This is a genomic window from Paenibacillus tundrae (assembly GCF_030812775.1).
Lineage (GTDB): Bacteria > Bacillota > Bacilli > Paenibacillales > Paenibacillaceae > Paenibacillus > Paenibacillus tundrae_A.
This window is the reverse complement of the sequence record NZ_JAUSTI010000011.1, coordinates 105533-129523: the sequence shown is the minus strand read 5'-3', so window position 1 is coordinate 129523 and position 23991 is coordinate 105533. Positions and strand designations below refer to the sequence as shown.

Sequence of the window (23991 nt, the reverse complement as noted above, 5' to 3'; positions counted from 1 at the left end):
AACATAATCACGATTTAATCCAGAGGATACAACACGAAGATTCAGCTGCATACATTAAAACTTACAGAGAAATGGGATTCCGGCATGTCCGGAATCCTTTTGCATAAACAAGACTTCGCTATAGGAACGCCGGGCACATCATTGTACTGCTCGAAGACCGTTTCGGCGAAACTCCAAGCGGAAGGTGACATATGAACAATATCATCCGGCTGGGCTCCGGACTCGCTGGGCTGCAGTGGCTCTTTTTCTTATTTACAAACACAGTCGTTATTCCAATTACGGTCGGGGCGACATTTGCATTACCGCAAGAAAAAATACAATTCTTAATCCAATGCTCGTTTGTTCTTACAGGGCTCGCCTGTGTGGTACAAGCCGCTCTTGGACATCAAAGATCTGTCATGGAAGGACAGTCAGGTTTGTGGTGGGGTGTTATTTTGAGCCTCAGCGCGGCTGCACCTTCGCTTGGTATCTCACTAACGGAGCTGGGTGGTAGTCTAGCCGTGGGTATCATGATCTCAGGTGTCATCACCATTCTAATCGGCATCTGCGGACTCGCTGCTCCATTGTCGAAGCTGTTTACACCAGGCGTGATGGCTGTATTTATGTTTCTTCTCGGTTGCCGACTAAACATGATTTTTCTTGAAGGAATGCTCGGAATCTCCTCGGGATCTTCGACCGAAGCAACAACGATTCAACCAGCCATTTTCCTGTTAGCAGCAGCCGTGGCCGTTTTCATCGCAGTCTTATCTGTAAAAGCCCGACCTGCGATTGGTCAGTATGCCTTACTGATTGGAATTTTGGGCGGATGGGTGCTATACACACTCATCTTCGGCAGAGATAGCGGAACCTCCAGCGCAGGAACAATCGACATAGGTTGGTTCCCTCTCGGTGATCCATGGCATGGCCTGAACACAGGTGTTGTCATGATTGCGATCATCGCCGGTCTGGTCAATGCCTCGAATACATTCGGCGCACTGAAGGGAACAGATCACATTTACGAACAAGAAGCTTCTGCCAAGCAGTACAAACGTTCATTTACGATTAGCGGTGTGCTTGCAGTGCTGTCGGGACTACTAGGACTTGTACCCTACGCTCCTTACGTTTCATCTGTAGGTTTTCTGCAACAGACCCGTATTCGAGACCGACTTCCGTTTATCATTGGCGGTCTACTATTCGCGGGGATCGGTCTGATTCCGGTGATCAGCAGTGCACTTACCCAACTGCCGCTCAGCATCGGAAGTGCTGTATTATTAGTAACATATCTGCGATTACTCGGCTCATCACTACAGTATTTCAGCCAGATTCGAATGGATGCAGCAAACTTGTACCGGACAGCAGCACCTCTTTTCGTTGGAGTCATCGTGATGGGATTGCCATCCGAATATTTCGCCTCCTTGCCACCACTGCTTCGTCCGCTACTCGGAAATGGCCTGCTCGTTGGCATTTTACTGGCACTAGTGTTAGATCGACTTCGCTCCGGTTCATCCCAACAGGATCAGACACTAGCTTCGAACAAGGTTCAAAGGCCTGTAGCTCCAACATATGACCACTCAGGACGCACACTCAATTCTAATTTGAATCCGAAAGGAGAACAGTCATGAGAAGGATAAATGCGAATCAATCGGAGAAATTCAAACTGGGCACAGAAACCGAGACAGAGACAGAGATCACTTCGGCGAACCAGGATCAATGGGGAGCATTTGTGGAGGCCACAGTCCAACTCCCTCCTACTGGGACGGGCGAGCTCAATGGGCTGACATTCGCAGTGAAAGACGTCTTTGATATTCAAGGTGTAACCAGTGGAGCAGGCAATCCCGATTGGCTTCGGACGCACGAAGCTGCGGATTCTACCGCTCCCGCTCTGCTATCCTTACTAGCCAGCGGCGCAAGACTTATAGGCACAACGCAGACGGACGAATTGATGTACAGTCTGAATGGAGAAAATGCTCACTATGGCACACCAATCAACCCCCTCGCACCAGATCGAATACCAGGTGGATCATCAAGCGGTTCAGCCGTTGCAGCTGCGGCGGGTCTGGTTCATTTCGCCATAGGCACAGACACAGGTGGTTCGGTTCGTATTCCATCATCCTACTGTGGTCTGTATGGCTTCCGACCAACACATGGAGCCGTATCTGCGGAAGGGGTCATTCCACTCGCACGTAGCTTCGATACAGTTGGCTGGATGAGCCAATCTCCGAACATTCTGTTAGACGTGGGCAAGGTGCTACTAGAAAATAGATCGGCAACTCTTCAAGATGATGAATTGGGCAAAACAAATGCCATCCAAGATGCACATACTGAATCCGATGTTGAACCAACATTCTCGCGTTTCCTCATTGCAGATGAAGCTTGGAGTCTGCCAGAGGAAAACGATCGTTCGACCCTACTCTCGAAGCTGTACGAACTGCCCAACTGGAAGCAGGACAGCACTTCAATTCAATTAACAGCACCTACGGAGAGCTTGGCAGACTGGTCGGCAGCGTTCCGCGTTCTTCAAGGGTTAGAAATTGCCCATGAACATAGCGATTGGTTGATAAAGGAACGTCCAACGTTCGGCCCTGGCATCGCAGAACGATTTGAATGGGCTTGTTCACTGGAGGTTTCTGCACACACCAACGAGAGTGACCTACGCATTCGTATCCGGAGTAGCCTTGTTGAACTGCTCGGCGAAGATGGACTTCTAGCAATTCCGACTGCTCCTGGCCCTGCTCCACTGCTCGGGCTACAAGGTGCGCAAGCCGAGGCTTATCGAGCAAAGACCATGCAACTTTCTTGTATCGCAGGGCTTACGGGTCTACCTCAGGTTACCGTGCCAGTCATTCGCGAAGATGGACTGCCCATCGGGCTATCCTTTATCGGTGGCGCTAATACCGATCTTAAACTACTACGTTGGATGGCAGAACATTTCACAGAAGAGGTGCGCACATGAAACTAGTAACGATTGAACTTCAAGGACAGGAGCAAGCAGCGTTCCTGACAGATCGTGGCGTGATTCCACTGACTTGGCTGAATGAGGATCAAAACTCAGATTGGCATACAAACCTTTTCACACTATTGCAAAACCAACAACTGAAGACTTTGCAAGACTGGTACGTTAGTGGCGGACAGGAGACCCTCGCCGCTCTTCCTGCACTGCCAGGTCACGATGTATCTTACCGCGTGTTATACCGTCAACCCGGCAAAATGATTGGCGTTGGCATGAACTATCTAGCCAAAGCCATTGAGCTGTCTGGACGCCCTCCCGAGGATGAGCCTGTCATCTTTCTCAAGCCCGACACGTCGCTGATTGGCCCCGGCGAAGCAATTCAACTACCGGATGGAGCTGGACAGGTCACGGCAGAGGCCGAGCTAGCGATCGTTATTGGACAGACATGCAGAAATGTTAGCGAGGACGATGCTATGAATTACGTAGCTGGCTATACCACTTCTCTCGATATGACGGCTAAGGAGATTCATGCGCGCAATCCTCGTTTTATGCAAAGAGCCAAAAGCTTCGACACGTTTCTGAGCCTTGGCTCCTGCCTATCCACTCCTGACGAATACGTTGATCTGCCTAATCTTAAGGTCGAAACAGTACTGAATGGCGAAGTCATGCACCACAATACCGTTAACCGGATGATCTTCTCGCCCTCGTACTTGATCTCTTTCCTTTCACGTATGATGACATTACATCCGGGAGATATCATTTTGACAGGCACACCTGGTTCAGTCGTAATTGAAGCTGGCGATGAGGTGGAATGCCGGATTGCTGAGTTAAAAACACTGAGCAATCCGGTGGAAAACGGAATCTCTTTCTATTAAAAATCGTCTGCATGAACATTCGTATATAATCCCTCAACACAACATGACATTAAACGTAATATTTTTTTGTTTAATTTGAACAGAAAATCCCATCATAATCTACGTTTTTGTCAATGAATTGTGAGTATAAGGTGATAAAATAAGGATAACAAATCCAAGGTAAGATTACATAACACAAAAGAGTTACGTTATCTTACATAATTTTATTCATCTGTGGTGTGGACAAAGGACTGATCGGAACGGTTCGTGTACTTACATGAGAACGATCAGCCTTGCTCACCCAATACGAAGAGGAGTGGGGCGGAATATGTCTACGAATTTGGCAGGTCGAGTACTGGAAGAGACACACTTGCAAGAAAACATCAGTGTGGACGACTCCCTGAAACCGAAGCAGGAGAGCGAAAGAACGATCGGGTCGATCGCTTACATGTTTATGTGGATCGGGGATGGCGTGAACCTCGGTAACATGACACTCGGAGCAAGTCTCATTGTCGCTGGTGTCGCTACACTCAATGTGTTTCAGACGTTCGTAGCGGCTATGATTGCGATCGGCATTATTTCTGTAATCTTTGCCATTAACGATCGATTCGGTTACCGAACGGGAATCCCTTACGTTGTTCAATTGCGGATGTCATTCGGCATCAAAGGCTCCATCATCTCCTCATTCTTACGCGGTGTGCCCGCCATCGTCTGGTACGGATTCCAGAGCTGGGTCGGGGGAACTGCACTGAACGAAATTGTCAAAGTGCTCAGTGGCGGTAGCTTTGACAGTGTTGTTATTTGTTTCATCGTATTGCAGGCAGTTCAGATTATCCTTTCACTTTATGGCTTTCATGCGATTAAGTGGGTAGAGACCCTCGCCTCCGTTGTTATTATGCTAGCCCTCGTCTACGTTTTCAGTATATTGCTCAATTCTCACAGCACAGCGATCACCGAAAATTGGGTAAATGCGCAAGGCACATGGGGACTTCCATTCTTCGCTTTCATCATGGTATTCCTGGGCAACTATGCGGCAATCTTCCTAAGTGCTGGTGACTATTCCCGTGAGCTTAAGAGCGGCATCAGTGACAAAAAGCGTAGCATGCTCTACTTCCTCCCCATCGTTATTGCATATGGCTTCGTCCTCACGATTGGAGCGATGATGGCCGCAGCAACAGGAATTTCGAATCCCGTTAAAGCGTTCGCTGTTATCGTTGACAATCCATATATCACTGTCGCTGTATCCGCATTTATCGTCATTGGGGCAGTTGCTGTTAACATGGTCGCCAATATCGTGCCACCAGCCTACGTCATCTCGCTTGTTACCAAGCTAAAATACAAAACATCTGTCATTATCACTGGACTACTTGCGCTCTGCTCCTTCCCATGGGTACTCGTGCAGGATTCTTCCGCTCAAGGTTTAAACACATTCATCCTGATCTACTCCGCTTTCCTTGGTCCGATCGTGGCCATCATGCTAGTCGAATACTACATCCTACGTAAGCAAAAGGTAGATACGACCGAGCTCTATCTGGACAACGGTTCATTCAAAGGCTACAATCCGAGCGCCCTACTAGCCATGTTAATTGGAGCCGGAGCTGCGTTCCTGCTGGTTGACGTCGGCTGGATCATCGGATTCGTCGTAGCAGGCATTGCATACCTACTGCTCAGCAAATTCGCATTCAAAGGATCATCATTCAAAAAAGGCACCATTTACGAATAATCACAGAAGAGGAGAGTTGTGTATGGAACGTTACGATCTGATTGTACGCGGCGGCAGCGTAGTGCTGCCGGACGGTGTCAAGCAAGTCGATGTCGGTATCAAAGATGGAAAAATCGCGGCAATTGCCGCCAAACTGGAGGGTGAGGCTGAGCATACTTATGATGCAGATGGCTCTCATGTGTTTCCAGGTATGATCGACGTACACGTCCATTTCAGCGAACCAGGACGAGAGCACTGGGAAGGTTTTACGACTGGATCGGCTATGATGGCCGCAGGCGGTTGCACCACCTTCTTCGATATGCCACTGAACGGTATTCCCTCAACGGTGAATGAAGAGGCACTGTTGGAGAAAGCCCGGATCGGAAACGAAAAATCACTTGTTGATTTCGGGCTCTGGGGTGGTCTCGTGCCAGGGAATGAAAATGACTTGCAACCACTGGCAGAGTCGGGGGTAATCGGGTTCAAAGCATTTCTGTCCACAACGGGCAACAAAGAATTCGAAGCCGTGGATGACATGACGCTGCTTACGGGCATGAAGAAGATTGCAGCTTTAGGTAAGGTACTGGCTCTACATTCAGAGAGTGCAGCGATCACGAACTGGCTAAAAGAAGAAAAAGAAGCAGCAGGACTCTTCAGCGCCGACGATTATCTGGAGACCCGTCCGATTCTCGCCGAAGTCGAAGCTGTAGAACGCGCCCTATACTATTCGGAAATAACAGGCTGCGCACTGCATTTCGTGCATATCAGCTCTGCTGCAGCAGTAGCGAGTATTGAAGCTGCCAAAGCTCGCGGTATGAACGTAACAGTCGAGACCTGCCCACACTATTTGCTCTTTAACCACGATAGCTTGCGGGAAAAAGGTAGCATCGCCAAGTGTGCTCCTCCGCTGCGGGAAGCAGACGAACAGCAACGACTCATTTCCCTGCTGGCCGAAGGAAAATTCGATATGTTGTCATCGGATCATTCGCCCTGTCCTTACGATATGAAGGATCCGGAAGATTTTAACCTCTTCCAAGCGTGGGGTGGCATCAGTGGTGGACAATTCACCCTACTGTCAGCGTTGGAACTTGCATTAGCAAACAACATCCCGCTGGAGCACGTTGCCGCTTGGACAGCATCCAATCCAGCAGAGCGCTTCGGTCTTGCGGAGCGTAAAGGCAGCATTGTCACTGGAATGGATGCTGATCTCGCCATCGTGGATCTGAACAAAACGTTTACGGTGACAGAAGAGAACTATTATGCTAAGCACAAACAAAGCCTCTACATCGGTCATTCATTCCCAAGCAGCGTGATAGGTACCATCGTCCGTGGACATGTCGTTGTTCGCAGCGGCGAGGTACTCACCGAGGTGAATGAAGGCAGCTGGCAGAAGCCATAAATAAAGGAAATCCATTATGAATTACAAAAAGAAGCAGGTCAGAGAGATTTATCTCTTGAACCTGCTTCTTTTTTATCCATATTTTTTTAAAAAAGCGACCAATTGGGATTATCTATCCTCGCTCTATCAGCTTCCGATATTATCCCCGGTTCTTAATCCATTGCTCCGTGATCTCCAGTACCTTCTCACTGCGTCCAATGGCCTCAGCGACTTGACCTGAAGCTGTACCGCCGTAAACGTTACGTGCGTTAACCACAGCTTCTGGTTGCAGCACATCGTAGATGCGCTCATCGAACAGCTCGGAGAATTGACGGAATTCATCAATCGTCAGATCCAGCAAATACTTGCCGTTTTGGATGCAGTACAATACGGTCTTACCAATCACTTCATGCGCTTGACGGAATGGCAAACCCTCGCCTACGAGGAAATCCGCAATATCCGTTGCGTTTGAGAAATCTTGGTTCACAGCCTGACGCATGCGATCCTTGTTTACCTTCATTGTAGCGATCATCGGTGCAAACAATTGCAATGCACCTTCTAGTGTCGCCACTGTATCGAACATGCCTTCTTTGTCTTCCTGCATATCCTTGTTGTAGGCAAGCGGAAGAGATTTGAGCACAGTCAGCAACCCGATCAGGTTACCGTACACACGCCCTGTTTTCCCACGAACGAGTTCAGGAACATCTGGATTTTTCTTCTGTGGCATAATGCTGCTGCCTGTGCAGAACGCATCATCCAGTTCAACGAAACCAAATTCCGTGCTGCTCCACAGCACCAATTCTTCACTCAAGCGGGACAAGTGAGTCATGATGAGGGATGCTGCCGCCAGGAACTCAACAATAAAGTCACGGTCACTCACAGCATCCAAACTATTTTCGTATACGCCATCAAAGCCCAGTTGTTCAGCTACAAAATGACGGTCAATCGGGAACGTTGTTCCAGCAAGCGCACCCGCGCCAAGTGGCAGAACGTTAATGCGTTTATAGCTATCCATCAGACGTTCAGCATCCCGTTGGAACATCGACACATAAGCCATCAGGTGATGGGCAAACAGAATAGGCTGTGCCCGTTGAAGATGCGTATAACCCGGTACGATCGTATCGAGGTTATCTTTCGCTTGTCCAATCAGCGCTTCCTGCAAGGCATGCAACATCCCTACAAAACCAACCACGCGCTCGCGCAGATACAAGTGCATATCCGTTGCCACTTGGTCATTCCGGCTACGACCTGTATGTAATTTGCCACCTACAGGGCCAATCGTCTCAATCAGATTTTTCTCAATGTTCATATGGATGTCTTCGTCAGATACGGAGAATTCCACTTCGCCAGCACGAATTTTGTGCAGAACAGTGATCAGACCTTCTTTGATCGTTTCCACGTCTTCCGCAGGCAGAATGCCGCATTTGCCCAGCATTGTTACATGGGCCAAGCTACCTTGAATATCTTCCTCAGCCAATGCTTTGTCAAAATTAATCGATGCGGTATATTCCTCAACTAGATGATTGGTTTGTTTGGTAAAACGTCCTCCCCAAAGCTTGCTCACGGTGAGTACTCCCCTTTCGCTCATGGACAAAGCCGCTCCTGCCAGATATGCAAGAACGGCCTGCCTTGTCAGTTATATTTGGATGGCTCTATACATTGAATTAAAACACCTCTTACTACTCACCATTCCAATGACAGAACAACCCCCTGATCGCTGTTACCCCCAGATTTTTTTTGATTCCCTTTTCTAAAGGGAAAATCCGGGGATAGCTTATGCTTCCGATGTAGCTTTCTTACAGAAAGCTTGTAGCGAACGCTTCGCTTCATCCGGTTATTTCTGTCTCTCCGTTTTCGTGTAAATGTTTTATTCAATATATAGCATGTAATTAATTGTTTTTGTTTTGCTCCACGCCGGAGTTTACTTTCAGACGCAGTGCGTTCAGGCGGATAAAGCCTGTTGCATCGCCTTGATCGTAAGCTTGCGTAGGATCAGCTTCCATCGTTGCGATGTCTGGGTTGTACAAGCTGACAGGGCTTTTCACGCCAGCGCCGATAACATTACCTTTGTACAATTTCACACGAACCGTACCCGTTACGTTTTTCTGGCTTTCGCTCACAAGAGCTTGCAGCGCCAGACGCTCTGGCGCGAACCAGAAGCCGTTGTATACAAGCGTGCTGTAACGTGTGATCAAACTATCACGCAGGTTCATGACTTCGCGATCCATCGTGATGGATTCCATTTTGCGGTGTGCAGTGAACAGAATGGTTCCGCCTGGTGTTTCGTACACGCCACGGCTCTTCATGCCGACAAAACGGTTCTCGACCATATCCACACGGCCAATACCATGCTTGCCACCCAGCTCGTTGAGTTGCTCCATGACTTGCAGCGGGCTGAGACGCTCACCGTTCAGAGCTACACAGTCGCCTCGTTCGAATTCCAGTTCAACATATTCTGCTTGATCTGGTGCATCTTCAGGTGCACTGCTGAGCAAGAACATGTCTTTGTTTTCGTCCGTACTTGGATCGAACCAAGGATCTTCGAGCACACCGCTCTCATAGCTGATATGCAAGAGGTTACGGTCTGTAGAGTAAGGTTTAGCCGCAGATGCCGTTACTGGAATACCATGTTTCTCAGCATAAGCAATCATCTCTGCACGTCCTGGGAATTGGTTACGGAATTCTTCCAGACGCCAAGGCGCGATGACTGCAATATCAGGTGTCAGTGCAGCCGCGTTCAACTCAAAGCGAACTTGGTCATTCCCTTTACCTGTCGCACCGTGAGCAATTGCTGTAGCACCTTCTGCACGAGCGATGTCCACCATACGTTTAGCAATCAAAGGACGTGCGATACTTGTACCGAGCAAATATTGTCCTTCATAGAGCGCACCCGCTTGGAACATAGGATAGATGAAGTCTTTTGCGAACTCGTCACGAAGATCATCGATGTATACTTTGGATGCACCTGTTGCCAGTGCTTTCTCCTCCAAGCCGTCCAATTCATCCTTCTGACCGATATCTGCTGTAAATGCGATAATCTCAGCATCATAAGTCTCTTTCAACCATTTCAAAATTACAGATGTGTCCAACCCGCCGGAATAGGCGAGTACGATTTTTTCCTTAGCCATGTCTAATAGGTCCTCCCCAAGTTCAGTTACTCACTATATTTAATCTATCATCGCGAAATCTGCGTCTAAAATCAACCCATTTACGCAAATCTCGGCTATTCGCTCATTAACGCAGCCATCAGTGCTTTTTGAGCATGCAGACGATTCTCTGCTTGATCGAAGATCAAGGAGTTTGGCCCATCGATAACCCCTGCGCTTACTTCCTCTCCACGGTGAGCCGGGAGGCAGTGCAGGAACATGTAGTCCGGCTTCGCAACCTTCATCAATTCTTCGTTCACCTGATACGCAGCAAATGCTTGCTCACGAATCTTCTGTTCTTCCTCAAAGCCCATGCTCGCCCACACATCCGTGTACACGATATCCGCATCTTTGACCGCTTCTTCGGCACTATACGTTACCACAACCTGTGATCCGCTCTCCTGTGCAATGCTGCGTGCTTGTTCTACGATGGCACTGTCAGCCTCATAGCCTTCAGGAGTCGCTACAGCTACATGCATCCCCATCTTAGCTGCGCCAAGCATCAGGGAGTGTGCCATGTTATTACCGTCTCCGACGTAAGCCATTTTGAGACCTGCAAGTTTGCCTTTATGCTCCAGCACCGTTTGGAAATCCGCCAGCACCTGGCATGGATGCGCCGCATCACTCAATCCATTGATGACAGGAACATCTGCATGTTCTGCCAACTCAGTTACATTATGGTGTCCAAAGGTACGGATCATAATGCCGTCAAGATACCGGGACAATACTTTAGCCGTATCATGCGTCGTTTCACCGCGACCGAGCTGGATATCATTTTTGCTCAAGAAGAGTGCGTGCCCACCTAGCTGGAACATACCCACTTCAAAAGATACACGTGTACGTGTAGATGATTTTTCAAAAATCAGTCCGATTGTTTTACCTTTCAAAGGCTGAAAAGGCACACCGTTTTTTTGCTTGCCTTTGATCTCGATGGCAAGGTCGAGTAAATAACGAATTTCTTCTGCCGTATAATCGGTGAATTCAATAAAGTCCCGGCCTCTTAGGTCGATCTTCTGAACCTTCTCGGTTGATTGCACTTGTGTCATATTAATAACGTCCTCCTTATTTCCGGTTCCCTGCACCCGCATGTGCAGAAGTTAGTAATAGCCTGAATTTTTCCTATCATGACTGTGATTGATCTACTTATGCTCTATGAACGCGCGGCTACAGGGAATTCATTATCAGAATACTACACCGGAGTCGTTCGTGACCCCGGAATAGCAATTTTTCTGAAAAGTATCAAGTATCAATGCTATCTAAACCTATCCCTGCGGATTAGGCATTCTTCGCTGCGACATGCTCTTCAATGAGTGTTGCCACCAAGGAAACTGCCTCATCGATCTCTTCTTTGCTCACATACAAGTTTGGAAGCAGACGAATGACATTAGGCCCTGCAGATACAAACAAAATGCCACGTTTCTGTCCTGCAACCACGATATCGCCAACCGCTTCTTCACATTCAATGCCGACCAACAAGCCCATTCCACGAACTTCTTTGACAAAGGAATTTCCCGCCAAACGTTCTCTCAAGGAGCTCATCAGATATTCGCCCATCTCCGCTGCACGTTCAGGCAGTTTATCTTCCAGCATCGTTTCGATGGTTGCAATGACAACCGAGGAAGCAAGTGGCGTACCCCCAAATGTGGTTGCGTGACTACCTGCGGTAAATGCATCTTTCAGATAGCCTTTGCCTAGCATAGCTCCAACAGGGAAGCCACTACCGATGCCTTTAGCTACAGTGAAAATGTCTGGTTCGATGCCGTAATGTTCATGTGCGAACAATTTACCGGTACGCCCCATTCCTGTTTGTACCTCATCCACAATCAATAACAACCCATGCTTCTCGCATAGCTGTTTTACAAACTGCAAGAATTCAGGTTTAACTGGATGCACGCCGCCCTCAGCCTGCACCATTTCCAGCATAATTGCCGCCGTATGTGGCCCAATCGCTGCTTCAAGTGCTGCATTGTCATGCAATGGGACGGTAACAAATCCTGCTGGCAAAGGTAAAAAGCCCTCTTTTACCTTATCCTGTCCTGTCGCTGTTAATGTAGCCAATGTCCGTCCGTGGAAGGATTGGGCAAAGGTAATGACCTCGTAACGATCTGCGCCCTTCACCTTCTGGTGATAGCGACGAGCTAGTTTAATCGCTGCTTCGTTCGCCTCGGCACCACTATTGCAGAAGAATACTGCATCTGCACACGTATTCGCAGTCAATAAAGCCGCTGCACGTTCTTGACCCGGAATCTGGAACAGGTTAGATACATGCCATAGCTCATCGATCTGTGCTTTCAGCTTAGCGCCAACCTTCTCTGGTGCATGACCAAGGCTCGTTACAGCCAATCCGCACATGAAGTCGAGATAACGGTTGCCCTGATCGTCCCACAGCCAGCTACCTTTTCCCTTGACTAAGCTAATAGGATAACGTGCATAGGTTTGAAAAAGAGAGCTTTCTGTCTGAGTTGCTGATGCTGCTCCTGTCACAGCCGCGCCCGCCACTGCTGTGCCGGTGGCTGTTTGTTCTTTACTATTTGCCATCACCTTTCACTCCCATCCTCTATTTAAAATAAGAACCCTACTGCATCCGAATAATTCGCGTTCCGATTGTTTCTCCCTGTAACACCCGGCTCAAAATCTGCGGCTCGCTACCGTCTACGATGACAACCTCACGCACATCCCCATGAATACACGCGATAGCTGCTCGCACTTTAGGAATCATCCCGCCGTATATTTCACCGGTTTGAATCATATCTTCAATCTCCTGTACGGAGACGGATGGTAATACTTTTTTCTCCCCATTCACACTCTTCATAATCCCTGGAACGTCAGTGACTACGATCATTCGGCTGACACCCAGGTGAGAAGCTACCGCACCTGCCGCTGTATCGGCATTGATGTTATAACGTTGCCCCGAGGCATCCACACCCACAGGCGCAATGACAGGCATATACCCCATCTGCACAACACCTTGGATAATCTCAGCCTGAACACTAGTCACATCGCCAACCCAACCGATCTCTGCATGGTTGCTGACAGGTTTTGCTTGAATTAGACCGCCGTCTACTCCTGATAACCCGAGCGCACGCCCACCCACACGTTGGATTAAACGTACAATTTGTTTGTTGATGCTACCTGCCAGAACCATCTCTACGACATCGAGTACAGGCTCCGTCGTCTTACGCAAGCCGTTAACGAATTCCGTATCAATGCCCAGCTTCGCTAGGTTCTCTGAGATTGCAGGGCCTCCACCATGTACGATCACAGGCTGAGTTCCTTGAGATTGAAGATCACGCAGATCGGCAAAAAAGGATTCAGGCAACGCCGCAAGCGTGCTGCCTCCGCATTTCATGACGAACATCTGCTTCTCGGCTCTAGCTTCGTTTCCAGTCTCTTCATTCTGTAATGTCGAGTTCATGCGCATGGCTCCTTTCTAATTCTGTAAATGAACTATAAAACTGTTACACTCGACCACTTCGACTGCAGACCATCCTTCGATCGCTGTTGTCTCCAGATTTTTCTGATCCCCTTCCTAAGGGGAAAATCCGGAGACAAAGGCGAACGCTTCGCTTCTACAGATTGGTTCTGCATTCTCCGTTACCGTGTAAAGGTTAATTGTTGCTTTTATGTGCGGTACGCTGCGTTAATTCGTACATAGTCATATGTCAGATCACAGCCCCACGCGATCGCTGTTCCTTCGCCGTGGTTCAGATCAACAATAATGCGAACTGTATCCGTCTGTAAGTACGCTAATGCTGCTTCTTCGTCAAATACGACTGGACGAGACTGCTCAAGTACGGAGATGTCTCCGAGTCGAATATCCACCGTATCCGGGTTAACCGGTTGCCCCGCACGCCCCACTGCAGCAATGATTCGTCCCCAGTTTGCATCCGCGCCAAACATCGCCGATTTCACCAAGCTTGAACCAATCACCGTCTTTGCAATGGCCTGTGCAGATTCATCGTTCACTGCACCTGTAACTTGAACTTCAACAAGCTTCGTCGCACCTTCACCATCTCGTGCGATAGCCTTAGCCAGCACTTCGCACACATAGGTAAAACCAGCAGCAAATGCATCCCAATCCGGGTGATCCATTGTAAGCTCTTCGTTCCCTGCATATCCGCTAGACATCGCCACGAGCATATCATTCGTGCTGGTGTCTCCATCAACCGTAATCATGTTGAACGTGTGGTTCGTTGCTTGGCGTAGCAAGCGCTGCAACGCTTCAGCACCAATGACCGCGTCAGAGGTCATGAACGCCAGCATGGTCGCCATATTCGGATGAATCATACCCGACCCCTTGGCTGCTCCTGCAATCGTAACCGTCTTACCGTTCACAACAACGGAGACGCAGGCTTCTTTTTTCACCAAATCCGTCGTTAGAATCGCTTGTGAAAATTGCTCCGCTTCATTGGCTTCCTTGCCCAGTTGTGCCGGAAGTGCCGTAATTCCCGAATGAACCGCGTCCATCTTCAGCAACTCACCAATGACTCCTGTAGAAGCAACAGCCACATCTTCCTCCGCTACACCAAGTTCGCGCGCAGCCGCAGAGCGCATTGCATACGCATCTTCTTCGCCTTGCTGTCCTGTACATGCATTCGCATTGCCGCTATTGACGATGACCGCTTGAAGGCGTCCATTGCTCAAGCTCTCACGTGTTACTTTTAGCGGTGCAGCTTGAAACACATTCGTTGTGTATACTGCCGCAGCAGTTGCTGGCACGTCGCAGCGAATAGCTCCGATGTCGTTACGTGATGTTTTTTTCAATCCACAGTGCAGTCCGCCGGCAGTGAATCCGCTCGGAGTTACAATCGTTCCGTTCTCCATTATTGTAAATGACTGTTGCCCTACATTTGCTCCCATATATTATCCCCCGTCTCGCGTTCGGCTCCATACCGATTGTACGCTATAACATAACTCCGTATCCCTACTGGATGCGTGTCAAAAAGCAACGAATAAGAAATGCTCTTGAATACACCCTCCAATCTTATGGATATACTGGTGTCATGTTCAGCCCGAGGTTTTCCTCCCATCCCATCATCAGGTTCAAATTTTGAATCGCTTGGCCGGATGCGCCCTTTACCAAGTTGTCAATGACAGAAACAATCGTCAAGCGACCTGTACGTGGATCAACGGAGAATCCGATATCACAGTAGTTCGATCCAGTGACTTCTTTTGTTGATGGCCAGATTCCTGGCTCACGTACACGTACAAAAGGTCTGTTTTCATAAAACTGACGGTAAAGATCCACCAGTTCTCTATCTGTATGTTCTCCAACTAAACTTGCATACATGGTGCTCATAATTCCACGTGTCATTGGCACAAGCTGTGTCGTAAACGTAACCGTTACTGGCGATCCAGCAACATGACCTAACACTTGTTCAATCTCTGGGATGTGTTGATGTTTATTTAATTTATAGGCTTTGAAATTCTCATTCATCTCTGCATAATGGTACGCCAGATTCGTTCCCCGTCCTGCCCCCGATACCCCCGACTTCGCATCGATAATGATGCTTGAAGGGTCAATCCAGCCAGCTTGCACCGCAGGGACTAATCCGAGCAATGTCGCTGTTGGATAACAGCCCGGGTTCGAAATGAATGCTTTCTCTTTCACTTCTTCACCGTACAATTCGCACATACCGTATACCGCTTGTTGTAATAGTTCGTCTGAAGGAGCCGGATGTTTATACCACTCTTCGTACACCGCTCCATCCTTGATTCTGAAATCACCAGACAGATCAATGACTTTCAGCCCTGCTTCCAGCAGGCCAGGAACAAGCTTCGCACTTACACCGGACGGAGTCGCTGTGAACACAAGGTCTGCACGTCCTGCGATCTCCACTGGATCCACGCCATCAAGTGGCCTGATAATCACGCCCGTCAAATGCGGAAACCCAACTGCGATGGACTCACCACTGCTGGATGAAGAGATTACCGAAGTAATTTCAACATGCGGATGATGCTGTAAAAAACGAATCAGTTCCACCCCGCCGTAGCCGGTGGAACCGACGATTGCCACTCTTAATTTGTTATTCACTCTCGCTCCCCCAATCTCGTTGTATGCGCTACTTCAACCATGCCCTCGTCTAAGGGAAGACGAACACACGATAATTCCGTCGCTTCTATGCATATTTGTGTATTATTATACGACTCTAGTTATATAAATACAACACTCTACCATCAATTTCACATGGATTTTCATGATTCACGAACATATCTTTCGAGCAGCAGAGGACGAACCCGAATACTTCTGCTAAAATACGTAGTAGTGAGGGTGCAATAGGGTCTATTTTCAGCATCAAAAAAGGACTTTTTGAACAACCTCTTATATAGGAAGATTACATACAAATTTTCATTCATAACGAAAGTCTTCCTGCAATGAGTTATGACAAGACATTTTGGCGACATGGGGGTCTATAGTGCATATTGAATCCATCTTACTTATTGTACTCCTGGGTTTGAATATTATTTTTGCGGCAGCGGTCGTATTCTTCGAGCGTAAGGATGCAAGTTCGTCCTGGGCGTGGCTGCTTGTCCTGAATTTTATTCCCGTGCTCGGATTTGTACTTTATCTTTTGACAGGGCAGAACTTGACCCGTTACCGACTTTTCCAATGGAAAGATCGCAAGAAGCTTGGGCTGGAGGAACGGATTGAGGCACAGCTTGCCCAATTACAGAGCAATCGAACACCTTTCCACAACAAAGTGACCGAGAACAGCCAGGATATGATCTACATGAACCTGAAGCAAAATGGCGCTTTGTTAACCGAGGATAATGAGGTTGAGATTATCACCGATGGCACGGATAAATTCCAACGATTGTTGGATGATATCGAAGCTGCGCAGGATCATGTTCATGTGCAGTATTACATCTATCGGGGGGATCGCCTGGGTAAACGTATTCGTGACACGCTCATTCGGAAAGCAAAAGAAGGCATCAAAGTTCGATTGCTGTACGATGCGCTTGGATCGCGGCGTGTGTCGAATCGATTTTTCAAAGAGCTGCGCGAAGCGGGCGGTCTGGTGGAAGTCTTTTTCCCATCCAAATTCAGCTTAATTAATCTGCGTATGAACTATCGGAATCATCGAAAAATGGTCATTATTGACGGTAACCTTGGTTATACTGGCGGTTTTAACGTAGGGGATGAATATCTCGGCTTGAACTCCAAGTTTGGATATTGGCGTGACACGCATCTGAGAATTACGGGCAATGCAGTACACGCACTGCAAACTCGGTTCCTTCTCGACTGGAATGAAGCATCGAAGCAGCATGACACACCTTATGTGCCGGAACATTTTCCTCATATCGAGGGAACAGGAACGATCGCAATGCAGATTGTCTCCAGCGGCCCTGATGCCGAAACGGAGCATATCAAGAACAGTTATCTGAAAATGATCAATGGAGCGAAACATTCCATCCTCATTCAGACGCCTTATTTTATCCCAGATGCAAGTGTCTTTGAGGCTATAAGGCTTGCCTGCCTATCTGGCATCGATGTGCGTATTATGATTCCAAACAAACCGGATCACGCCTTCGTGTATTGGGCCACACTTTCGTATATTGGTGAGCTATTGAAGGTCGGAGCGAAGGCTTTTGTCTACGATAACGGCTTCATTCATGCCAAAACACTGATCATAGACAGCATGGTGGCATCCGTTGGTACAGCGAACATTGATTATCGCAGTTTCCGGTTAAACTTTGAAGTAAATGCCTTTATGTATGATGAGACGATTGCAACCGCGCTTGTGCATACCTTCGAGCATGATCTTCTTGTATCCCGTGAGCTGACGATGGAAGAGTACAACAAACGGAGCATCAAAATCCGCTTCAAAGAAGCGATATCTCGCCTTCTGTCGCCTATTCTGTAGCAAGTGGTAGTAAGTGGTAGTAAGTATTAATTATGTGTATGGTGCTTAATATCGGATTCGATGTGATGTGATGTGGTGTGCAATCTATAGTGTGTGTAATGTAAAAAAAATAGCTCATGCACAGATGTACGCTCTATAGGTAATGTGTGAAACGCTTGAGATTGAAGAAAGGGACATTCCGCCCAGTTATACTGGTGCAGAATGTCCCTGTTTGTGTGTAATATTAGAATGTGTTTCATTTCATGATTCATTAAAATCGATTGCTGCACCGTTCACCAGTTGGCTCATATCTCTTCTCTCTTAAAACCTTCACCGAGAACTTCATGTGCATTGCTAATAATGACAAAAGCGGATGGATCTACGGATCGGATCAATGTTTTCAGTCTTGGCACTTCATTTTGCCCAACCACAACCATCAATACCGTTCGCTGATCGTCGGTATAACCACCTTTGGCCTCCAGCTTCGTCAATCCACGATCCAGATCTTCAAGAATAACTTTTGTTATCGGCTCTATCTGGTTAGAAATAATATACGCCACCTTGGAGTAGCCGAGTCCCATTTCAACAGCATCAATGACTTTACCTGTAACGTACAAGCCAATCAGTGCATATAAGGATTGTTCTAATGACAATACAAAGGCAGCCATAATAATGACCGTAGCGTCCATGATCACAACACAGATCGAATAACTCAGTCCACTATATTTTTGCACGATCCTTGCCAGTATACTCATACCACCCGTTGACCCTCTACCCCGATATACGATCCCAATACCAAGTCCAACCCCTATTCCGCCGTACAACGATCCTAACAATGGATTCGCCGTGGGTATCGACCAGTCTTTCGTAAGATACACAAACAGCGGTAGAACGATACTACCTAGTACAGACCGGATACCATACTGCTTACCGATTAGAAGGAAACCAGCGATCAGGAGCGGAATATTAATGGCCCACTGGGTATATGCTGGCTCAAGCCCGAGCCACTCATCACCCAAGATCGACAGACCGGATACCCCGCCTGATGCGATCTGGTTCGGTAATAAAAATAAATTAAATGCTACCGCAATGAGGAACGACCCCAAAATAATAGATGCTGTATCCACAACGTTCCGCCATGGCCCATTCAAAGGAATCAGAGTTGTTATTCTCTTCTTGCGGTTAGGGTGTTGATGTGATGGTTGTTGCTGTTGCATGGTGATCGTGTTCTCCTTTTGTCTTATCAGTTAATGTAAAATGACTTGTGTATGTTCAAAAAAAAGCCCCTGTATACACCAGCATACGCCTACACGTATCCGGTCCATACAGGAACTTTGTTTAATCAGTTTCTACTTTAATCTGGCTGCGCAAATAACCATCGATGAATGCATCGAGGTCGCCGTCCATTACTGCTCCTGTGTTCCCTGTTTCTACGCTCGTACGGTGATCCTTTACCATACTATAGGGATGGAACACATAGGAGCGAATCTGGCTGCCCCAAGCAATATCCGACTGATCCCCTCGGATTTCATCCAGCTGTTGTTTTTGCTCTTCTATTTTACGCTCATACAATTTCGAACGAAGCATCGTCATGGCGCGCTCACGGTTCTTGATCTGTGAACGTTCATTCTGACACGTTACAACTACACCTGTTGGAATGTGTGTAATCCGCACGGCAGAGTCGGTCGTATTGATATGCTGTCCACCCGCACCACTCGCACGATACGTATCAATCTTGAGGTCTTCTGTTCGAATATCGATCTCAACGGTATCATCAATCTCGGGAACCACATCACAGGAGACGAATGACGTATGTCTACGTCCGGATGAATCAAATGGTGAAATTCGCACCAGTCGGTGTACACCCTTCTCGGCTTTTAAATAACCGTAGGCATTGTGTCCCTTAATGGACAGTGTAACACTCTTGATCCCGGCTTCCTCTCCCGGAAGATAGTCCAGAACCTCGACCTTGAAGCCACGCTTCTCAGCCCAACGGGTGTACATGCGAAGCAGCATTTGCCCCCAGTCCTGCGACTCTGTTCCACCGGCGCCTGGATGCAGCTCTAAGATGGCATTCATCTTGTCATATGGCTGGTTTAGTAATAGTTGAAGCTCGAAGTCATCAAGCTTGCTTACGATGGCTGTGACGCTGTTGCCAACCTCGGCGGCTAGATCCTCATCGCCTTCTTCATCAGCGAGTTCCACCATCATCAGGGCATCGTCGTAATCCTGCTGCAGTTTGGTGTATTGATCAACAGACCCCTTCACCGCATTCATCTCAGCAATGACTGCTTGTGCCTTCTCGTTATCGTCCCAAAAATCAGGAGCAGACATCTTCACCTCAAAGTTCTCAATCATCTCTTGCTTCAGATCTAAGTCAAAGAGACCCCCTAAGGTTTGTTAGTTTCTTGCCTATTTCACGCAGATCTTGCTTCACGCTTGGATCGATCATGTCAGATTCCTCTTTTCATTAAGATAAGCTCCTCGCTATCAGAGCATTACAGTTGAACGGGCAGCCTGTGCTCCCAATTCAAAAGAATACCTGACTACAAGGAGCCATAGGACATTCGTTGATTTAGGTTCAAACTAAATCCTATTTACATTAGTCACTTCAATGACAGAACAACCTTCCGATCGCTGTTATCCCCAGATTTCTTTGATCCCTTTTCTAAAAGGGGAAATCCGGTGATAGCTTATGCTTCCGATGTAGCTTTCTTGCAGAAAGCTTTCAGCCGAACACTCTGCTTCTTCAGGTTTTCTCTGTCCTCTTCGTTTCTCATGTAAAAAAATTATTTAAACCTATATATTTTTACATACTATTCTTGACCGTGGCAATGTTTGAACTTTTTGCCGCTGCCGCAAGGACACGGATCATTACGTCCGATCTGGTCGGACACTTTCACCGGGCGCTTCTCAGCAGGTTCGCCGCTGGTCGAGATCTGGCTTTCCTCAACAACAGCTTGACGCTCCTGGTTGCTCTCGATTTGTGCTTTCATCACATATGTCGCTACTTCTTCTTGAATCGAAGCGATCATCTGATGGAACATCTCGAAGCCTTCGAACTGATATTCGCGCAGTGGGTCTGTACCACCGTATGCACGAAGGTGAATACCTTGACGCAATTGATCCATAGCATCAATGTGATCCATCCACTTGCTGTCTACTGCACGAAGCACAACGACTTTCTCGAATTCACGAACCATCTCTTCACCGATACGCTCTTCGCGGCCATTATACTTGGTCTGTACTTTCTCGAACAAGTACTCAATGATCTCTTCAGCTTCCTTGCCCCACAGCTCATCTTTAGTAACAGAGCCATCGTCGAGCAATTTGCTGTTCATATAATCGGCAACTTCTTGCAGTTCCCAGTTCTCCGGAATATCGTCGCTACAATGAGCTTCTACAATACGTTCAATGGATGGTTTGATCATATCCATAACGATTTGTTTAATATTCTCAGACTCCAGCACCTCACGACGCTGTTTATATATAATTTCACGCTGTTGGTTCATGACATCATCATATTGGAGAACGACTTTACGTACGTCAAAGTTATTACCTTCAACCCGCTTCTGTGCCGATTCCACTGCACGTGTAATCATCCGGCTCTCGATCGGTTGATCCTCTTCAAAGCCTAGACGCTCCATCATGTTCAATACATTGTCTGCACCGAAACGTCTCATGAGTTCATCACCCAGTGACAGATAGAACTGTGTTGAACCCGGGTCACCTTGACGTCCTGCACGTCCACGGAGTTGGTTATCAATCCGGCGTGATTCATGACGCTCTGTACCAATGATATGAAGACCGCCAACCTCTGCCACACCTTCACCCAAGATAATATCCGTACCACGACCAGCCATATTGGTTGCAATCGTTACTGCACCGGCTTGTCCAGCTCCTGAGATAATCTCGGCTTCTTCCGCATGGTACTTGGCGTTCAGTACTTGGTGACGTACACCACGGCGTTTCAGCATATCCGAGAGACGCTCTGAGTTCTCGATGGACACCGTACCTACCAGCACCGGCTGGTTTTTGCTGTGACGTTCTACGATCTCTTCTACAACCGCTTTGAACTTACCATCAATGCTCTTATAAACAACATCCGCCATATCATCACGTTTGTTAGGACGGTTCGTTGGAATTTGCAATACTTCGAGGCCGTAGATTTTTTTGAACTCTTCTTCCTCGGTTTTCGCTGTACCTGTCATCCCAGCAAGCTTACGATACATACGGAAATAGTTCTGGAATGTAATCGTCGCAAGCGTCATACTCTCGTTCTGTACTTCGATGCCTTCCTTCGCTTCGATCGCTTGGTGCAATCCATCGCTGTAACGACGTCCAGACATCAAACGTCCTGTGAATTCATCGACGATCATGACTTCTTCGTCACTCACGACATAATCCACGTCACGACGCATGATCACGTTTGCTTTCAAACCTTGTACGATATGGTGGTTAAGCGTTACATTGGCATGGTCATACAAGTTCTCAATGCCAAAAGCTTTTTCGGCTTTTGCTACACCCGCCTCAGTCAAAGCTACGGATTTCACTTTAATATCTACTGTGAAGTCTTCTTCAGGAACGAGACGTTTCACAAAACGATCTGCTGCGTAATACAAGTCTGTGGACTTCTGTGCTTGTCCGGAGATGATCAGTGGCGTACGCGCCTCATCGACCAGAATGGAGTCTACTTCGTCAATGATACAGAAGAACAATGGACGCTGTACCATCTGTTCTTTGTAGAGCACCATGTTGTCACGCAAATAGTCAAATCCGAACTCGTTATTCGTTCCGTACGTAATATCACATGCATACGCATGCTGCTTCAACGCGTGATCCATACCACTCAGGTTAATACCTACAGTCATGCCCAGATACTCATAAATCTGTCCCATCTCTTCGCTGTCCCGCTGTGCCAAGTAGTCATTGACTGTAACCACGTGAACACCTTTGGACATAAGCGCGTTCAGGTATACAGGCAGCGTTCCTACCAATGTCTTACCTTCACCCGTCTTCATCTCGGAAATCCGGCCTTCATGCAGAGCAATACCACCCAGCATCTGTACGTCATAGTGACGTTTACCGAGAACTCGGCGGGATGCTTCACGCACGGTTGCAAATGCCTCTGGGAGGAGCTGATCCGTTGTTTCACCCTTTTCGATGCGGGCACGGAATTCCTCCGTTTTGGATTTCAGTTGTTCATCAGACAAAGCCTGAAATTGTGGTTCCAGTTTATTGATCACATCGACCGTCTTCATCAGACGTTTAACATCACGTTCGTTCATGTCGCCGAAGATCTTTTTGACAAGTCCTAGCATGGTATACCCCTTTCGTGCAAAACAGAATAGACCCCCTGCTGCCGCCGTGCGACACCATCGGATGGATATTGCATCCACTTGCCCGGGGGTGACAAACGATATAATTTGAGTTCAAATTATAAGAGTGAAAATAATATTAGTTGAATCAACTCCAGGCTTGCCAAGCGTTCTCATGAAGTGATTCGGTGTTCAACCAGGAACCAGATTATGAGACAAGCTGGAATCCGAGCCTTGCGAATCATGTTCATGGTGCTGTGCCTGTCATTGATTATGATTAGCGATCATTCGTTGACAATTCTTCATCAGGACAATGATTCTCTTTGTATAAATTGTAACAGTTTGTAAGGGACGCCGCAACACGCCACAGCACACTTCTTTGAAGTTCTGGCCACATAACCGTGGACAAAAAGTGCCAAAAATCATAGCCGTTAGCTGAAGCGGACTCTTCACCTATTTCATTTTTTGCGAATAATCGCCATAATCCCATTTTTTACTGGAGATCTTAGATATCAATTCCACATTCATGTGTAAAAGATTATTATCACACGCATTGGATCTGAACAGTAATATTGGCTTCCGTAAACTTCACCGTCGGATGTTCCATCTCAGTTCGAAAAATCAAAACTTTCGTGAATCGATTGGGAAAGAAACCAGTTTGTGGGTTAGTGGTTGAGTGTATACAAATTGATCTTTTAAATCTATTGGCTCTATTGAACCTAGTGATTCTATTTCCAGTCTTAAATGTAGCACCTAAAGATTGATTGCATTAAATCACGTATAATCTATTAAACGCAACAACATGACAAATAGTTTCACG

Annotated in this window: 16 protein-coding genes; 6 read left to right on the top strand and 10 right to left on the bottom strand. The window is 47.4% G+C overall.

The features are described from left to right. Window positions 1-191: 191 nt before the first annotated feature. The 5 genes from J2T19_RS19395 (at window position 192) to J2T19_RS19375 (ending at window position 6884) form a co-directional block, all read left to right on the top strand. On the top strand, window positions 192-1601 hold the full coding sequence (locus J2T19_RS19395) for a uracil/xanthine transporter (protein WP_307218592.1): 1410 nt from the start codon (window positions 192-194) through the stop codon (window positions 1599-1601). Next, a complete protein-coding gene (locus tag J2T19_RS19390) occupies window positions 1598-2932 on the top strand; it encodes an amidase (RefSeq protein WP_307218591.1) in 1335 nt (444 codons plus the stop codon). Before J2T19_RS19395 ends, J2T19_RS19390 begins: the two co-directional genes overlap by 4 nt. After that, entirely contained in the window at window positions 2929-3804 is an 876-nt protein-coding gene (locus J2T19_RS19385) for a fumarylacetoacetate hydrolase family protein (protein WP_307218589.1), read from the top strand. Before J2T19_RS19390 ends, J2T19_RS19385 begins: the two co-directional genes overlap by 4 nt. Before the next feature lie 307 nt (window positions 3805-4111). After that, window positions 4112-5506: an NCS1 family transporter gene (locus J2T19_RS19380; RefSeq protein ID WP_307218587.1), complete on the top strand. Its 1395-nt coding sequence runs from the start codon at window positions 4112-4114 to the stop codon at window positions 5504-5506. Window positions 5507-5528: 22 nt separating this feature from the next. Beyond that, window positions 5529-6884 (top strand): allantoinase, encoded by a 1356-nt coding sequence (locus tag J2T19_RS19375; protein ID WP_307218585.1) that lies wholly within the window; start codon window positions 5529-5531, stop codon window positions 6882-6884. A 139-nt stretch (window positions 6885-7023) separates the two neighbouring features. On the opposite strand, the gene argH is transcribed toward J2T19_RS19375, so the two are convergent. From argH to argC, 7 genes are all read right to left on the bottom strand, one after another. Beyond that, the gene (argH, locus tag J2T19_RS19370; protein ID WP_239293245.1) at window positions 7024-8427 is read right to left on the bottom strand and encodes an argininosuccinate lyase; all 1404 of its coding nucleotides are present in this window, start codon (window positions 8425-8427) and stop codon (window positions 7024-7026) included. Between the two features lie 325 nt (window positions 8428-8752). After that, a complete protein-coding gene (locus tag J2T19_RS19365) occupies window positions 8753-9991 on the bottom strand; it encodes an argininosuccinate synthase (protein WP_307218580.1) in 1239 nt (412 codons plus the stop codon). Window positions 9992-10086: 95 nt separating this feature from the next. Continuing rightward, window positions 10087-11055, bottom strand: a complete 969-nt coding sequence (argF, locus tag J2T19_RS19360) for an ornithine carbamoyltransferase (protein WP_307218578.1) — start codon at window positions 11053-11055, stop codon at window positions 10087-10089. A 229-nt stretch (window positions 11056-11284) separates the two neighbouring features. After that, a complete protein-coding gene (gene argD, locus J2T19_RS19355; protein WP_307218576.1) occupies window positions 11285-12547 on the bottom strand; it encodes an acetylornithine transaminase in 1263 nt (420 codons plus the stop codon). Between the two features lie 37 nt (window positions 12548-12584). After that, window positions 12585-13424 (bottom strand): acetylglutamate kinase, encoded by an 840-nt coding sequence (gene argB, locus J2T19_RS19350; RefSeq protein WP_307218574.1) that lies wholly within the window; start codon window positions 13422-13424, stop codon window positions 12585-12587. 206 nt (window positions 13425-13630) lie between these two features. Further along, complete coding sequence (gene argJ, locus J2T19_RS19345) at window positions 13631-14869, bottom strand: bifunctional glutamate N-acetyltransferase/amino-acid acetyltransferase ArgJ (protein ID WP_307218572.1); 1239 nt, start codon at window positions 14867-14869, stop codon at window positions 13631-13633. A gap of 124 nt (window positions 14870-14993) precedes the next feature. After that, window positions 14994-16043, bottom strand: a complete 1050-nt coding sequence (gene argC / locus J2T19_RS19340) for an N-acetyl-gamma-glutamyl-phosphate reductase (protein WP_307218570.1) — start codon at window positions 16041-16043, stop codon at window positions 14994-14996. Between the two features lie 382 nt (window positions 16044-16425). Between argC and cls the strand changes: the two genes are divergently transcribed. After that, the gene (cls, locus tag J2T19_RS19335) at window positions 16426-17874 is read left to right on the top strand and encodes a cardiolipin synthase (protein ID WP_307218568.1); all 1449 of its coding nucleotides are present in this window, start codon (window positions 16426-16428) and stop codon (window positions 17872-17874) included. Between the two features lie 284 nt (window positions 17875-18158). Here cls and J2T19_RS19330 read toward each other — a convergent pair whose 3' ends face one another. From J2T19_RS19330 to secA, 3 genes are all read right to left on the bottom strand, one after another. Further along, window positions 18159-19070, bottom strand: a complete 912-nt coding sequence (locus J2T19_RS19330; protein ID WP_307218566.1) for a YitT family protein — start codon at window positions 19068-19070, stop codon at window positions 18159-18161. A gap of 121 nt (window positions 19071-19191) precedes the next feature. Further along, window positions 19192-20305, bottom strand: a protein-coding gene (gene prfB, locus J2T19_RS19325) for a peptide chain release factor 2 (RefSeq protein ID WP_307218564.1) whose coding sequence is annotated in 2 segments (ribosomal slippage) — window positions 19192-20232 and window positions 20234-20305 — 1113 coding nt in all. Because the reading frame shifts where the segments join, the coding sequence is not laid out codon by codon here. Window positions 20306-20669: 364 nt separating this feature from the next. After that, window positions 20670-23174, bottom strand: a complete 2505-nt coding sequence (gene secA / locus J2T19_RS19320; RefSeq protein WP_251383484.1) for a preprotein translocase subunit SecA — start codon at window positions 23172-23174, stop codon at window positions 20670-20672. Window positions 23175-23991 lie beyond the last annotated feature (817 nt).